Raw genomic sequence first — 13,962 nt, forward strand, 5'->3', positions numbered from 1 at the left:
ATGAGCAAGATAAGCGTCGAGATACCCGACGAGCTACTCGCGGACTTAGACGAGCACGTCGGCGACGACGGAAAGTTCGTCAACCGAAGCGAGGCAGTGCGGGCGTCCATTCGGAAGATGTTGGACGTGCTGGACGAGATCGACGAACGACACGGGAGACTCGAGGATGACTAGCGAGACGCCACGTTCGATACTAGAGACGGGCCAACTCGCTATCGCTGCGCTGTTCGTCACGGCGCTCGTGACGGCCCAGCTCACCGCGGCGAAGGTGTTGGCGTTCACCATCCCGTTCTCCCTCCCGGTCACCGGGAACGCCCTCTTCCTTCCGGGGGCGGCGCTGGCCTACGCGCTCACCTTCTTCGCGTCGGACTGCTACGCCGAGTTGTTCGGCAAGCGGGCCGCCCAGCGACTCGTGAACGTCGCGTTCGTCATGAACTTCGTCATGCTGGCGCTGGTATGGTCGACCATCGCAGCGCCCGCTGCCCAGTCCAGCGTCGACCCGACGAAGTTCCGCACCGTCCTCGGGGCGAGTACGAACATCGTCGTCGGAAGCCTGCTCGCCTATCTCGTGAGCCAGAATTGGGACGTCATCGTGTTCCACAAGATACGCGAACTCACCGACGGCACACATCTCTGGGCGCGAAACATCGGTTCGACGGCGAGCAGTCAGGCTATCGATACGGTCATCTTCGTCGGCGTGGCGTTCTTCGTCATGCCGCAGTACGCCGGAATCGGGCCGAAACTTCCCACAGACATCATCCTCTCGCTCATCGTCGGCCAGTATCTCCTGAAACTGCTCATCGCGGTTCTCGACACACCACTCGTCTACGCCGTGGTTGGCTACCTGCGGTCGCAGGACCACGTTTCAGCATCTCCGAGTACTGCGGACTGACTGCGGACTAATTCCTCTGAGGAGCCGAATTCACAGTATGCAGTTCCCTGACAGTGTAAACGATTTTCGGTTAAGATAATAAGAAAATTTCTACTTATTGTTGAATAAATTTATCTATCTATGTTTAATCTTTATTTATGTCTAACTTATTTTATAGTGCCCCATTACATTCCCGTAACCATGCCGCGCACACCACGGCAGTCACGACGGACGTTTCTGAAAACAACCGGCGTCGCCGCGACGGGTGCGGCATTTGCTGGTACATCGTCGGGAGCCATGACCACGGCTTCGACGAATGGTTGGACCGAAGTGGAATCGCCAACAGGGAAGACGATCTACGAAGTCGTCATGACGAAAGAAGAGCCGTACGCGGTCGCGGCCGGTGGGGACGTGCTCGCTCGGCGCGCAGACGGCTGGGAACTCGTCCTCGAAAAGGGACCGACGGTACAGTCGAACCCGCTTCGCGGTGCGGGAGTGACCGACGACGGCAAGCACGTTTGGTTCGTCGGCGGGAGCGGCGTCGTCGGGCTGTACGACGTGGACGAAGAACAGCTCACGGACTACTCCCCGCCGAAGGGCAAGACGAGTACGTGGGAAGGAATCGCAGTCGGTGGCGGTGCCGGTAACGAGAACATCTACCTCATCAACGGCTCCGGCGAAGTGCTCACGGGCCAGAACGACAGCGGCGCGATCACGTGGGGTGACGTGGTGAAGCCGGGCGGCGGTTCGAGTATGAAGGCCATCGACCTCGTGGACGATACGACGGCGTACATCGTCGATACGAACGCGAAGGTGTACGAGACGAAAGACGGCGGAAGCTCGTGGAACACGGTCGGCATCGACGGCGGCAGCGTCGGCCTGTACGGGGTCGCCGCACTCACCGAGGACGACATCAACGTCACCGGCGGTGACGGCTCTATCTTCCGGTACAACGGTGCGGTCTGGACGAAGAACTACGCTGGCGGGAACGCTCTCTACGGTATCGACCGGACGAGCGAGAATGGATTGGTTGGAGGTGGCAGCGGGACCATCTTCGAGCTGACCGAAGACGGATGGGAACAAGACTCGACACCGGTCAGTAACACGCTGAGGGACGCCGTCGTCGGAGAAAGTGGACCCGACGTGGCGGTCGGCGGGAGTGGCACCATCATCGAACGCCGAGAGTAGCTACTCGACGCGCTGAGCGAACCCGAACCGCGGTTTCACTTCTTCGACGCGTATCTCGACCGTCTCGCCTTCTTCGGTGTTCGGCACGAACAGCGTGTACTCTTCGACCTTCGCCACGCCGTCGCCTTCGCTTCCCACGCCCTCGATGGTCACTTCGAGGGTGTCACCAGCCCTGACGGGGGCGGTGAGACGCTTCCGGGCGACGAGATAGACTTCGGAGGATTCGTCGCGCGAGGCGTCGGGACTCATCGTTCTGACGTACTCGAACTCGTGGTCGATGTCCTCGCGCAGGTCGTCCAGATCCGGCCCCTGGAACACCTTCACGACGAGGTCACCGCCGGAGTCGAGCACGTCGAGTGCCGTCTCGAACGCCTGTCGAGCGAGGTAGACGGAACGTGCGTGATCTAAGCTGTACTCACCGGTCATGTTGGGTGCCATGTCCGAGAGCACCACGTCGGCAGAGCCTGCGACCTCGCGAACCTTCTCGCGGGTCTCGTCTTCGGTCATGTCGCCCCGGATGGTCTCGACACCGTCGATGTCATCGATCCGCTGGAGGTCGACACCGATGACGGTGCCGGAGTCGCCGACCGTCTCGGCGGCGACCTGTAGCCAGCCACCGGGTGCCGCTCCGAGGTCGATGACCGTCTCGCCCTCGTGGAGGATGTGGGCGGTTTCGTCTAGTTGCTTGAGTTTGTACGCCGCCCGAGAGCGATACCCCTCCTGTTTGGATTTGTTGTAGTAGTGGTCTTTTCCAGTCATTGCTCGAACGTACTACACAGACCCGTTTACGGGCTTCGACTCGGCGACGAGCCTCGCTCGCTACCGAAGACGACCGATAGCGTCGCCACTGGATGGTATCGAGGGATTGTCGACGGAGAATCGCCCGTCAGCGATGGTCACACTCGTCCTGATGCCGGACGAGATCCGATTTATTCTTCCCGCTGACGAAGACTTTCTTGTTGCAATAATTGCATATCCCCCACCGAGGGTCGTCATCGTCGAGCGTGTATCCTTCTGGCCGCCACTCCTGCGACATATTCGTCCAGAATACCTTCACCCCTAAAACGTTTATCAAAAATCTGTTTATTATCAGTTGTAATAATCAGGCAGCGGATGAGCACAGCCGTTTTCACACTGAACAGCCGGTAAGCATGTTATAGACACGCACATGGCGCGCGCGCGAACGGGTGTCTTTTTATGCCACGGTTTCGTAGCCATCCTCAACATGTTCAAGGCTATCGTGAGCGCAGAAACGCTCCGGACGACGATTGATTCCGTGGGCGTTCTGGTGGATGAATGTAAGATCCACCTCGACGAGGATGGCCTCGCTATCAAGGCTGTCGACCCTGCGAACGTCGGTATGGTCGATCTCCAACTCGACGCAGAAGCGTTCGAATCCTACGAGGCAGACGGGGGCGTCATCGGGGTCAACCTCGACCGTCTCGAAAGCATCGCCGGAATGGCAAGTTCCGGTCAGCTCGTCGAGATGGAACTCGACGAGGAGACCCGCAAGCTCCACATCAAGATCGATGGTCTCGAATACACCCTCGCACTCATCGACCCGGACTCCATCCGACAAGAGCCGGACATCCCAGATCTCGACCTTCCCGCTACCATCGTCGTCGAAGGCTCCGACATCAACCGCGCGGTCAAGGCGGCAGACATGGTCTCCGACCACATCGCACTCGGCGTCGACGAAGACGACGAACTGTTCTACGTCGAAGCCGAAGGCGACACCGATAACGTCGATCTGAAACTCGACACCGACGACCTCATCGATCTCACGGCAGGTCCCGCCCACTCCCTGTTCAGTCTCGATTATCTCAAGGATATGAACAAGGCGCTCCCGAAGAACGGTGAAGTGACCATCGACCTCGGCGAGGAGTTCCCGTTGAAGCTTCACTTCGAGATCGCAGAAGGTATGGGACAAGTCACGTACATGCTCGCGCCGCGTATCCAGAGCGACTAACGTCTCTCTTCTTCTCGCAGATTACAGATTCCGGTCGACGACTGCTTTCGCGGCCTCGGCTTTCTCTTTCCAGCCGTAGCCAGCCTCGTAGACATGGCGCTTGTTTTCGACCAGTTCCTCGGGCGTCGATTCCTCGAACCCACCTCTGACCCACGTTCCGCTATCGTGAAGCCATTCGACGACGTTTTCTCGTGTCTCGGGCCACGACAGGCCGACCATCTCGTACCACGCGATCATGGCGAAGACGGCGTTGTCGTGACAGCCCGGCACGCTTCCTTTCTCGTAGATCGTCTGCATCGGCTCGAAGGTCGGTTCCGAGACCGTCTCCCGGAACTCGTCCGCAGTGAGCAATCTGAGTGCACCGTCGCTTTCGACCACTCGCCGCTCGTGCTGGAGGCGGTCGAGTGCCGCGGCACGGAGCGCGTCCCAGCGACCGTGAACCAGGTCGCGGAGTTCCTCCTCGGTGTAGGAGTCCGTCGAGAGCACTGCGACGATGTCCGTGTACGCTTTCTCGATGTCCGTCCACGGCTCTCCATCGAACCGGCAGTCCGGGCCGTGGAGGTTCGTCGTGGTTCGGCAGTCGGGACACGGATACGCGAAGCGTGGCACGGAACCCCGTTCACACGCCGTGGTAATAGATGATTGGATTTCGAAACAGCGTGGAAACGCCGCGTTTCTTTCATCCCTAATCGGGCAATCTATCATTACCCGGCGACCGTCGCGTTTATCGGGTATCGGTGGGAAAGGCGAATGATGAACTCGCTTCACGCCCGGTACCCGTTCCTCGCGTCGGCTCGCGAGGCGGTTCGGGACGCGAACATCGACCTCATCGAAGTCGTCGCTAGTGAGGGCGACCGCCACCCGGGAGTCGAGCGTGGCGTGGAGCGCGTGCGGCGAGCATTGCTGGACGGGACGGTTCAACCTCCGGAGGATGGACGACGGTGGGGAACGACTGCGGAGGTGCTCTCGTATCCCATCGCACGGATGCTGGTGTCGCTCTTGGACGCGCCGGGGGCGGTCGAGAAGTACGCCAGTTCCGAGGCGACGACGGCCTACGAGCGATTTACCACCGACTTCGAATCGCCCGACGACGGTCTGAAGAGTACGCGGGGAATGTCGCTCACACTCGACACACTACTCGCTGACTTCGATCTCTCTCGGTCGGTCGTCTCCCGTGGCGACGATTTCGGCGTAGCGGTCGAAACCTATCTCACACTCGTCGAGGGCGCTGGCGACAACTGGCGACTCGCCACGCGCCAACTTTCCGATGGTGAGGTCGTCGTCTCGGAATCGGAGCTACACGGACTACTCAGGACGGCAGTGGAGACGCGCGTGGCCGACGACCTCCCCCTCTCCGTGCCGGAGGAGATCGGCGACGCACTCGCAGAGGAGGTGTCCGAACTGGAATCGTCGTTCACGGACGCCGACTTCTCCCACGACATCGACACGCTCGCGCCCGATCTCTTCCCGCCGTGCATGAAGAATCTGCTCTCGAAAGCGCGCGAAGGAGAGACGCTTTCCGTCTACTCCGAATTCGCTCTGGCCTCGTTTCTCACCAGCATCGGTCTCGACGCGGATGAGATCCTGGCGCTCTGTGAAGTCCGTATCCCCTCGCGGGCAGACCGCCTTCGCTACCGGGTCGAGCGACTGCGCGACGAACGAAGCACCCAGTACGCACCACCGAGTTGTGCGACGCTCGAAGCCTACGGCGACTGCGACCCAGATGAGCGATGTGAGTCGATACAGCATCCACTCGCGTACTACGAGAAGGCGCTGGACGAGCACGGAACCGTGACGGACTGGCGCGAGCGAGAGGATAGCAGATTGGCGTGACCGGATCGTTCGACACAATCGACCGAACTGTCCAAATCGGTTAGTGTTGATTCGCCAACCAGAATCCGACGCCGGTCATGAGCACGACGAAGCCGACGATGACGCCGACGAGCGCGAGCGCCCCCTGTTCAGTGAGGCCACCGTTGTCGAACTGGATACCGACGATGATGGTGGCTACGATGAACAGTCCGACCGACACGACGGAGACGACGATGTCGCGGAGCGTCTCGCCCTCGAGATTCATGTCCGGGATTTCCCGCGGTTCCATCAAAAGTTCTCCGTTTCGCAGTTGGCACCACGTGAGTCGTCGTTTCTGGTTCGCCCCACCCGTGATTGCCCGTTTGTTGCTGAAACAGCTGCTCTGTCGGAATCTACGGGAAACGGGGAATAACCAGTTCGAACGTTCGTGATGCGTCGAGAGCACTCCGATCGTTACGAATCGAGCTCGATCATCTGCCGATAAAAGTAGAAACGTGAACGAGAAAACCGCGTTCTAGTGTTTTTTCTTCTTTTTCTTTCGCTTCTTCTTCTTGCCCTTCTCTTTCTCGTGCGGTTTGCACTTCCTTTTCTTATCGTATGGGTGCTTCTTCAGGTGTTTCATCGCCGCCTTCTTGGGCAAGTAGAGTGTCGCGAGAACGCATCACTACCACCCGTGAGGAGGAGTACGACACCCATCTTGCCCGGATGCTCAGCACGACAGAGGACATCGATCCCGAGGCCGTCGACGTTCGAATCGACGACCATCTCGTCACGGTGCTTCGGGACGACACGCCGGTTGCGATATGGCCCTCGGAGGCGGCACTGGTCGCCGACGTGGCTGCGAGCCCGTTGCTCCGCGAGCGAGTCCCTCGATGGGAGACGAAAAACCTCGGAGTCCGGGGACAACTCCTCCACTGGGTGCGGTTATTCTTGGAACGGTGCCCGAGTTGTGACGGAGATCTTGCAGTAGCGGAGGAGACGGTGAAGTCGTGCTGTCGAACCGCTGAGGTCGTCACGCTCAACTGCGAGGCGTGCGACAGCCCCGTTCTCGAAGTCGAAGTCTGAAACGGGGCGTGATCGAAGTTTCTCTGAACCAGGTCGTGAACAGCGGTTCATCTAGTCTAGATAAGATCATCCAATAGGAAACCGGAGTCAGCAAGAACACCCACAAGTCGGGGAAGTCAGACATCGAACGCTCGTCGTCGAATTTAACGAGCCGATACCGCTGAATTCCAGTGCGAAAACCCACCAGCTTTCGAAAACAGGTGAAACGCTTAGGTTGATAGAGCACATACCATTAATCGCGTAGAAACGACCGCTGAGGTGCCGCAACGCGCTGATTTTCGTCGTTCACGTTTCGCGTAGGAGGAAGCACCCATGACGAACACAGCCGCTTCCAGGAGAGTATCGCTTGCTCCGCTGGCCGATACTGGCGAGGCCGACCCTCGCTCACAGCGCGCCAGAGCGGAGCGAATGGCCGTCACGCCGCTCGGTGGCGGTCTCTACGAAGTCAAAAGCCAGAGCGACAACACGTACTTCGTCGATCTGCTCGGCGGGCGGTGTACCTGCCCCGACCACATGATGCGGGGCGTGCGGTGTAAGCACATCCGCCGCGTCGCCATCGAGATCAACGAGGGGCGAACACCCCCGCCGGGAAAGGAAGCTGTCGAGTGTGCCCGCTGCGAGTCGGTCATCTTCGTGGACGAACGGAAGGCCGACGCGGTACACTTCTGCGACCACTGCCAGCTCCGGTCCGGTGAGGCCGTCGTCGACCGTGTGACGGGCGACCTGCTCCTCGTCGTTCAGATGCCGGGGTTCCGCGCAGACGACGTCGAGGTACCCGGTAAGGACACCACCGTGGCCGAATATCCGGGGAACGAGGGCTACCCGGCGAACGATCCGGTCGTCGAGGTTGTCTACCCGATTCCGTCGGGACTGCGCCCGGAGCAGGTGCAGCCACACCACCTCCGACGCTACTCGTTCCCGCGCTCGCGGCTCGAACGCCCCCGGCGTCCGGGTGACCAGTCAGAGCTGACAGATTTCCCGGAAGGGAACTGAACGACGGTAATTTTTCGGTCGCCGCAATAAGCGTCCGTATCCCGAGTGACTACTTCAGTATCGCTTCCGCTTCCTCGACCGAGAGGATGTTCTCTGCGACCGCGTTGAGGATATCTCGAATATCGTGCTCTGATTCGTCCTCTGTGCCGTCGATCCAGAGGTCGTCCATCGAATCACCCTCTTCCAGCGCGGTCTCCTTCTTGACTCGGTAATTGCCGCCGTCGGTCTGGTGTACGTCCGCCGGATGGAAGAAATACCAGTCCTCACGGTCGAATCGCACGCCGATCTTCGGTTTCGCGCCGAAGTTCTGCGAGAAGTACACCAGTGCTTCGACCTCTTCACCGGAGAGATAGATGGGGTCGCCGGAACTCGATTTCGCCTCGATAGCGTAGAAGACGTTCCCGTTCCCCGCCAGCACGTCCGGTAGTTCGCGCTGGGTCGCACCGCCGCTTGCGGGTGCGCGCATGACGGCGAATCCTGCCTCGTCCAGTCTGTTGACGAGTTCGCGCTCCCGACGATCGCCCTTCGTGTTCGCCATTCGTGCGTACTACTGCCTCCCGACTTATATAGGGGTCGAAGCGGCACGGCCATCTCGTTTTTGCGTCCACGATTCGAAAGCTTCGACAGTGGCCGAACAACAGAGTCTCGGCAGCGACGGCGAGCGAGGCGACCAACCCGTGCCGGACGAGCAGAAATCCGGTCAGACCATCCTCGCCCAGGAGATCGAGTCGGGACTGAACGAACTCGAACGACCGACGGACGGACTCCTCCTGTCGGGGCTATCCGCAGGATTGGACATCGGCTTCGGTCCGCTCTTCATGGCGGTGCTGACGACCCTGGCCGCAACTGCCTGGGGAGAACCGCTCACCGAAATCGTCGTGGCCAACGCCTACGCTATCGGGTTCATCTTCGTGATTCTCGGGCGCTCCGAACTGTTCACGGAACACACGACGCTGGCCGTCTTACCCGTCCTCGACGGACAGGCCTCGATCAAACAGCTGAGTCGGCTGTGGGGCCTCGTTTACCTCGGCAACGTCGTCGGCGGGAGCATCTTTGCAGCAGTCGCGGTCGTTTTAGCACCAGCCTACGGAATCGCCGAATCGGGGGCGTTCGTCGATATCGCGAAGAATCTCCTCGACCACAGCGCACCGCTCTTGCTCGTCGGTGGTGTCCTCGCGGGATGGCTGATGGGACTGCTCTCGTGGCTCGTTACGGCGGCCCGTGAGACCCTCGCCCGCGTCTTTTTCGTCTGGCTCATCGCGACGGCCATCGGACTCGCCCACCTCCCCCACTCCATCGCAGGCAACGTGGAGGTGCTCGCAGGGATGTTTCTCTCACCGTCGATAACGCTGCTCGACTACGCACGATTCCTCGTCCTCGCGACGGTCGGCAACGCTATCGGTGGCTCGACCTTCGTTGCACTGTTGAAATACGGACACGTCGTGCGCGGAAGCGAGTAGAACAGAAATAGTAGCAGTTGCGGTTTAGGTTCCGTGCTGCCAGCTACCCATGTACTCCGCTTGCTCGTCCGTGAGCGAGTCGAACTCCACGCCGTCTGCTTCCAGTTTGATCTCCGCGATCTCGCGGTCCAGCTCGTCCGGCACGTCGTGGACGCCAGCGTCGTACTCTGCGCTGTTTTCGACCAGCTCACGGACACAGGCAGCCTGCACGCCGAAGCTCTGGTCCATCACTTCGACGGGATGGCCCAGTGCGAGTGGTGCGGCGAGGTTGACCAGTCGGCCCTCGGCGAGCACGTTGAGGCGGCGACCATCCTCCATCTCGTACTCCCGGACACCGTCGCGGGCCTCTCGCTCGGCCACGGCGAGGTCGGAGAGCTGGGTCAGGTCGATCTCGATGTCGAAGTGACCCGCGTTGGCGAGCAGAACGCCGTCTTTCATCACGTCGAAGTGCTCCTCGGTGATGACGTCGCGGTTTCCGGTCGTCGTGATGAACACGTCGCCCTCTTTCGCGGCTTCGGCCATCGGCTTGACCTCGTAGCCTTCCATGTGGGCTTCGAGCGCGCGGCGCGGTTCGACTTCGGTGACGACGACCTTCGCGTTCTGTCCTGCGGCCTTCTTGGCGACACCTTTGCCACAGTAGCCGTAGCCAGCGACGACGACGGTCTTGCCAGCCCACGAGAGATTGGTCGTCATGGCGATAGTGGCGAGCGAGGACTCGCCCGTACCGTGGACGTTGTCGAACAGGCGCTTCATGGGGGTGTCGTTGACGGCGAAGACGGGGTAGTCGAGCGCGCCGTCCGCGTCCATCGCGCGGAGACGGTGGACGCCAGTGGTCGTCTCCTCACAGCCACCGACGATGCTGTCGATGAGTTCGGGGTGGTCTTCGTGGATCGCGGCGACCATGTCCATCCCGTCGTCGACCGTGACGGTGGGTTCGAGGTCGATGACCGCCTCGATGGCCAGGTAGTATTCGTCGTCGTCCACGCCGCGCTTCGCGTAGCTCGTGATGTTCGGGTGTTCGTCCAGTGCGGCGCTCACGTCGTCGTGAGTAGAAAGTGGGTTACAGCCAGTGACGGCCACCTCTGCACCGCCCTCTGCGAGCGTCTCGACCAACACCGCGGTCTTCGCTTCGACGTGCATCGCCATGCCGATTCGCTGGCCTTCGAGGGGTTTTTCGCCCTCGAACTCAGCCTGGATCGTCGTCATGATCGGCATGTGTTGGCGCGCCCAGTCCATCTTCCGATGCCCTTCGACGCGAGCAGATTCGACGTCGTCTAGCTGCTCGCTGATCGATGGATAGTCTGCCATACGTCGGAGATGGGTGACCGCACCCAAAACGCTACCGAAGGCGGTCAGCCCTCGTGTCGAAAACGGTCAGGGTTGTGGTTGGCTGGCGGTCACCGGGTGTGCAGGCAAACGGTGGGTCTCTGTGATCGCTATTCGGTCGTGGTCTGTTTCAGTGGTCGTTTCCGTTACCCTTGTTCTTGCCGTTCTTCTTTTCGTTCCCTTTCTTGGAGTCTTCTTCGTCGTCCTCGTCGTTCTTGTCGTTTCCGTGGTTACTGGGGTGGTCGTCGCCTTTCTCGTTGCCCTTCTTCTCGTCGTCGTGCGGGCCTGCGTGGTCGGGTTTCTTGTCAGCACCGGGGTTGTTCATGGTCACCCAGTCCGAGATGACTCGGCCCGGGTTCTTCACGTCCTCACCCGAGAGGAGCTTGTGGACGAAGGCCGAAACACGCTGGCCGAACGCATCGTCACCGGTTTCTTCTTCCTCTTCAGCTGCGACCAGTTCCACGGTGGTCGTATCGCTCACGTTGCCTTTCGTCGCCGTGATCGCGACCGTGGTGTTGTTCGCGGGCGTCGGGAGGGAAACCGTCCCGTTCGCATCGGTAGTATAGCTACCTGCACCTGCGTAGGTGGAGTTGTTCAGGGCCTCGACGCTGACCGAGGCGTTCTCGACTGCGGTTCCGTTCGACGTCACCGTCACGACGACACCGTCGGTCTGGGAGACACCGACCGTCATTCCTTCTTCGCCAGTACTTGCGAACGCGGGCGCGGCGACGGAGAGGATGAGTGCCACCGCGACTATCGGAGCGAATCTTTTCGGGTTCATGCAGTTTCTTCCACCGGGGATGACCCCATAAACCCCGATTCTCGTTCGCAACCGTTATATCCGTACACGAACAGTTCAGATAGGACGAGAGAGTTTAAAACTCGATATAATCATTCAATTTCTATTTCTTGATGTCTTTGCTACAAGACCAATAACGCGGAAAAATCACTTCCGTTGAAACGATAACAGCGATCACTCGGTAGCACGCTCGACGACCGACTTCGCGCGTGATTCTGCTTCTTCACGGATGGAGTCTTCGTCCATGATTAATATCTCTCTATCTGCCATGAGAACCGTACCGTCACACATCGTATGTTTCACGTCGCTGCCACGCGCGGCGTATGCGAGGTGGCTCACGAGGTCGTGGTGGGGGGTGAGGTGAGTCGCAGAGAGGTCGAGAACCGCGAGGTCTGCGTTCGCGCCCTCCTCGATCCGCCCGCTCTCGAAGCCGAGGGCTTTGGCGCTTCCCGCAGTCGCCATATCGACGACCGATTCGGCGCTGACCGCGCTGGCATCGTTCGTGGCGAGTTTGCCGAGCATGGCCGCATCGCGCATCTCGCCGAACATGTCGAGGTCGTTGTTCGACGCTGCACCGTCGGTGCCGAGTCCGACCGTGACCCCGGCATCCAGCATCGCTTGCACGGGCGCCATCCCGCTAGCGAGTTTCATGTTCGAGGCGGGGCAGTGGACGACCGCAGTGCCCGTTTCCGCGAGCAGTTCGATCTCGGCGGTGTTGAGATGGACGCCGTGAGCGACGAAGTCGTTCGTCTCGGTCATCCCCTCCTCGCGGGCGTACTCCATCGGCCGCATACCGCGCTCTTCGACGATCGGAACGACCTCGTCTTGCGTCTCGTTCGCGTGATAATGAAGCGGGACGCCGACCGCGCGCACGCGGGGAACGTACTCGTCTAGGTATTCCTCGACGACCGTCGTGAGGCTGTGGGGCATCACCGCCGTCGAGATGCGTCCGTCCGCTGCACCATCGAGTCGCTCTGCGATTTCGAGGCTCGTTTCGAAGTCCTCGCGGGCGGCATCTTCGTCCTTTCCGACCGTGACGATACCGTGCCCGAGCCGTGCGCGAAGCCCTGCGTTCTCGACTGCTTCGGCCGCCTCGTCCATGTGGAAGTACATATCTGCGAAGCCGGTCGTTCCGGACCTGATCATCTCGAGCAGAGCGAGTTCCGTTCCGGCACGCACGTCCTCGGGGGTCAGCGCACCTTCGACCGGCCAGATGTCCTCACGAAGCCACGATTCGAGGGGTTTATCGTCTGCATAACCGCGCAGAAGCGTCATCGCGGCGTGGCAGTGGGCGTTGACGAGACTGGGAATGACGAAGCCATCGCTCGCATCCAGCGTCTCGTCACCCTCCGGAACGTCGCCGACGGCGAGGATCGTCCCCGCATCTTGGTCGACAAGCACGTCGGCGCGTTCGACGCTCATGTCCGGTCGAAGCACCTGCCCGTCTGCGATTCGAAGTGTCGTCATGCTCCCAGGTTGACGGCCCCCGCGCATGACTCTGGTGGATTGCAGTTCGCGCCGGGAAAGCAAGAGTAATCCGTCTGGCCAACAGACGCGGAGATAATGCGAATCGCCGTCCCCAACAAGGGCAGGTTGCACGACCCGTCGATGGAACTGCTCGAACACGCAGGACTGCATACTGTGGACGGTGCCGACCGAAAGCTGTACGCGAACACGGTCGACCCGGACGTGACGTTGCTGTTCGCGCGTGCTGCCGACATCCCGGAGTACGTGAGCGATGGTGCGGCAGACGTCGGAATCACCGGTCTCGACCAGGTGCGAGAGGCCGACACCGGTAACGTCGAGGATCTACTCGACCTCGAATTCGGCCAGTGTCGGCTCGTACTGGCCGCACCCGAGGACGGCGATATCGACTCTATCGCCGACCTCGCGGGCAAGACGGTCGCCACCGAGTTCCCGAACATCGCGGCACAGTACTTCGCCGAGACGGACGTGAGTCCCGAGATCGTCGAAGTCAGTGGCGCGACCGAACTCACCCCGCACGTTGACATGGCCGATGCCATCATCGACATCACGAGCACGGGGACGACACTGAAGGTCAACCGCCTCGCCATCATCGACGAGGTGCTGTCGAGTTCGGTTCGGCTGTTCGCCCGCGAAGACGTGGTCGACGATGGGAAGGTCGAACAGGTCGTGATGGCGCTCCAGTCGGTCATCTCCGCCGAGGGCAAACGCTACCTGATGATGAACGCGCCGGAAGACAGACTCGACGAGATTCGAGACGTGATTCCCGGTCTCGGCGGCCCGACCGTGATGGACATCGCCGGAAACGGGAAGGTCGCGGTTCACACCGTGGTGGACGAGCGCGAGGTGTTCGAGACCATCAACGAGGTCAAGCAACTCGGCGCAAGCGGAATCCTGGTGACCGAGATCGAGCGTCTCGTGGATTGAAGCGGAGCCGAGGGCTGTCGATTTCTGCGACAATGTTCAAGCCGTCAGTAGACGTCTATTCTGATAT

17 protein-coding genes are annotated in these 13,962 nt (G+C 60.5%); 9 read left to right on the top strand and 8 right to left on the bottom strand.

Annotated elements, in window-relative coordinates; all coding sequences use genetic code 11:
- The 3 genes from ACR3FE_RS16480 (at position 1) to ACR3FE_RS16490 (ending at position 2,059) form a co-directional block, all read left to right on the top strand.
- Positions 1–174: a ribbon-helix-helix domain-containing protein gene (locus ACR3FE_RS16480; RefSeq protein ID WP_458208419.1), complete on the top strand. Its 174-nt coding sequence runs from the start codon at positions 1–3 to the stop codon at positions 172–174.
- A complete protein-coding gene (locus tag ACR3FE_RS16485) occupies positions 167–892 on the top strand; it encodes a queuosine precursor transporter (protein ID WP_458208420.1) in 726 nt (241 codons plus the stop codon). The genes ACR3FE_RS16480 and ACR3FE_RS16485 overlap by 8 nt, the downstream gene beginning before the upstream one ends.
- A gap of 180 nt (positions 893–1,072) precedes the next feature.
- On the top strand, positions 1,073–2,059 hold the full coding sequence (locus tag ACR3FE_RS16490) for a sialidase family protein (protein WP_458208422.1): 987 nt from the start codon (positions 1,073–1,075) through the stop codon (positions 2,057–2,059).
- Here ACR3FE_RS16490 and ACR3FE_RS16495 read toward each other — a convergent pair whose 3' ends face one another.
- Positions 2,060–2,818, bottom strand: a complete 759-nt coding sequence (locus ACR3FE_RS16495; RefSeq protein WP_458208424.1) for an RlmE family RNA methyltransferase — start codon at positions 2,816–2,818, stop codon at positions 2,060–2,062.
- Between the two features lie 127 nt (positions 2,819–2,945).
- Complete coding sequence (locus ACR3FE_RS16500; RefSeq protein WP_458208425.1) at positions 2,946–3,095, bottom strand: hypothetical protein; 150 nt, start codon at positions 3,093–3,095, stop codon at positions 2,946–2,948.
- A 189-nt stretch (positions 3,096–3,284) separates the two neighbouring features.
- Here ACR3FE_RS16500 and ACR3FE_RS16505 point away from each other — a divergent pair, with 189 nt between their 5' ends.
- A complete protein-coding gene (locus ACR3FE_RS16505; RefSeq protein WP_458208427.1) occupies positions 3,285–4,028 on the top strand; it encodes a DNA polymerase sliding clamp in 744 nt (247 codons plus the stop codon).
- A 21-nt stretch (positions 4,029–4,049) separates the two neighbouring features.
- Here ACR3FE_RS16505 and ACR3FE_RS16510 read toward each other — a convergent pair whose 3' ends face one another.
- The gene (locus ACR3FE_RS16510) at positions 4,050–4,637 is read right to left on the bottom strand and encodes a DUF7474 family protein (RefSeq protein ID WP_458208428.1); all 588 of its coding nucleotides are present in this window, start codon (positions 4,635–4,637) and stop codon (positions 4,050–4,052) included.
- Between the two features lie 144 nt (positions 4,638–4,781).
- Between ACR3FE_RS16510 and ACR3FE_RS16515 the strand changes: the two genes are divergently transcribed.
- Entirely contained in the window at positions 4,782–5,861 is a 1,080-nt protein-coding gene (locus ACR3FE_RS16515) for a DNA primase large subunit PriL (RefSeq protein ID WP_458208430.1), read from the top strand.
- 40 nt (positions 5,862–5,901) lie between these two features.
- On the opposite strand, the gene ACR3FE_RS16520 is transcribed toward ACR3FE_RS16515, so the two are convergent.
- Complete coding sequence (locus ACR3FE_RS16520; RefSeq protein WP_458208431.1) at positions 5,902–6,129, bottom strand: DUF7472 family protein; 228 nt, start codon at positions 6,127–6,129, stop codon at positions 5,902–5,904.
- 356 nt (positions 6,130–6,485) lie between these two features.
- On the opposite strand from ACR3FE_RS16520, the gene ACR3FE_RS16525 reads away from it, so the two are divergent.
- On the top strand, positions 6,486–6,905 hold the full coding sequence (locus ACR3FE_RS16525; RefSeq protein WP_458208433.1) for a DUF8054 domain-containing protein: 420 nt from the start codon (positions 6,486–6,488) through the stop codon (positions 6,903–6,905).
- Between the two features lie 312 nt (positions 6,906–7,217).
- Positions 7,218–7,898 (top strand): SWIM zinc finger family protein, encoded by a 681-nt coding sequence (locus ACR3FE_RS16530; RefSeq protein ID WP_458208435.1) that lies wholly within the window; start codon positions 7,218–7,220, stop codon positions 7,896–7,898.
- A gap of 49 nt (positions 7,899–7,947) precedes the next feature.
- Here the strand turns inward: ACR3FE_RS16530 and hjc are convergent, their stop codons facing one another.
- Positions 7,948–8,436: a Holliday junction resolvase Hjc gene (gene hjc / locus ACR3FE_RS16535; protein WP_458208437.1), complete on the bottom strand. Its 489-nt coding sequence runs from the start codon at positions 8,434–8,436 to the stop codon at positions 7,948–7,950.
- A gap of 88 nt (positions 8,437–8,524) precedes the next feature.
- Between hjc and ACR3FE_RS16540 the strand changes: the two genes are divergently transcribed.
- Positions 8,525–9,358, top strand: coding sequence for a formate/nitrite transporter family protein (locus tag ACR3FE_RS16540; RefSeq protein WP_458208439.1), 834 nt, complete (start codon positions 8,525–8,527; stop codon positions 9,356–9,358).
- 24 nt (positions 9,359–9,382) lie between these two features.
- On the opposite strand, the gene ACR3FE_RS16545 is transcribed toward ACR3FE_RS16540, so the two are convergent.
- From ACR3FE_RS16545 to ACR3FE_RS16555, 3 genes are all read right to left on the bottom strand, one after another.
- Complete coding sequence (locus tag ACR3FE_RS16545; protein ID WP_458208440.1) at positions 9,383–10,666, bottom strand: adenosylhomocysteinase; 1,284 nt, start codon at positions 10,664–10,666, stop codon at positions 9,383–9,385.
- A 148-nt stretch (positions 10,667–10,814) separates the two neighbouring features.
- Positions 10,815–11,465, bottom strand: coding sequence for a hypothetical protein (locus ACR3FE_RS16550; RefSeq protein WP_458208442.1), 651 nt, complete (start codon positions 11,463–11,465; stop codon positions 10,815–10,817).
- A 192-nt stretch (positions 11,466–11,657) separates the two neighbouring features.
- Entirely contained in the window at positions 11,658–12,950 is a 1,293-nt protein-coding gene (locus ACR3FE_RS16555) for an amidohydrolase (protein WP_458208444.1), read from the bottom strand.
- 96 nt (positions 12,951–13,046) lie between these two features.
- Between ACR3FE_RS16555 and hisG the strand changes: the two genes are divergently transcribed.
- Positions 13,047–13,895 carry an ATP phosphoribosyltransferase gene (gene hisG / locus ACR3FE_RS16560; protein ID WP_458208446.1) on the top strand — a complete coding sequence of 283 codons (849 nt, stop codon included), beginning with the start codon at positions 13,047–13,049 and terminating at the stop codon, positions 13,893–13,895.
- Positions 13,896–13,962: the final 67 nt, after the last annotated feature.

Source organism: Haladaptatus rarus, from assembly GCF_054177585.1.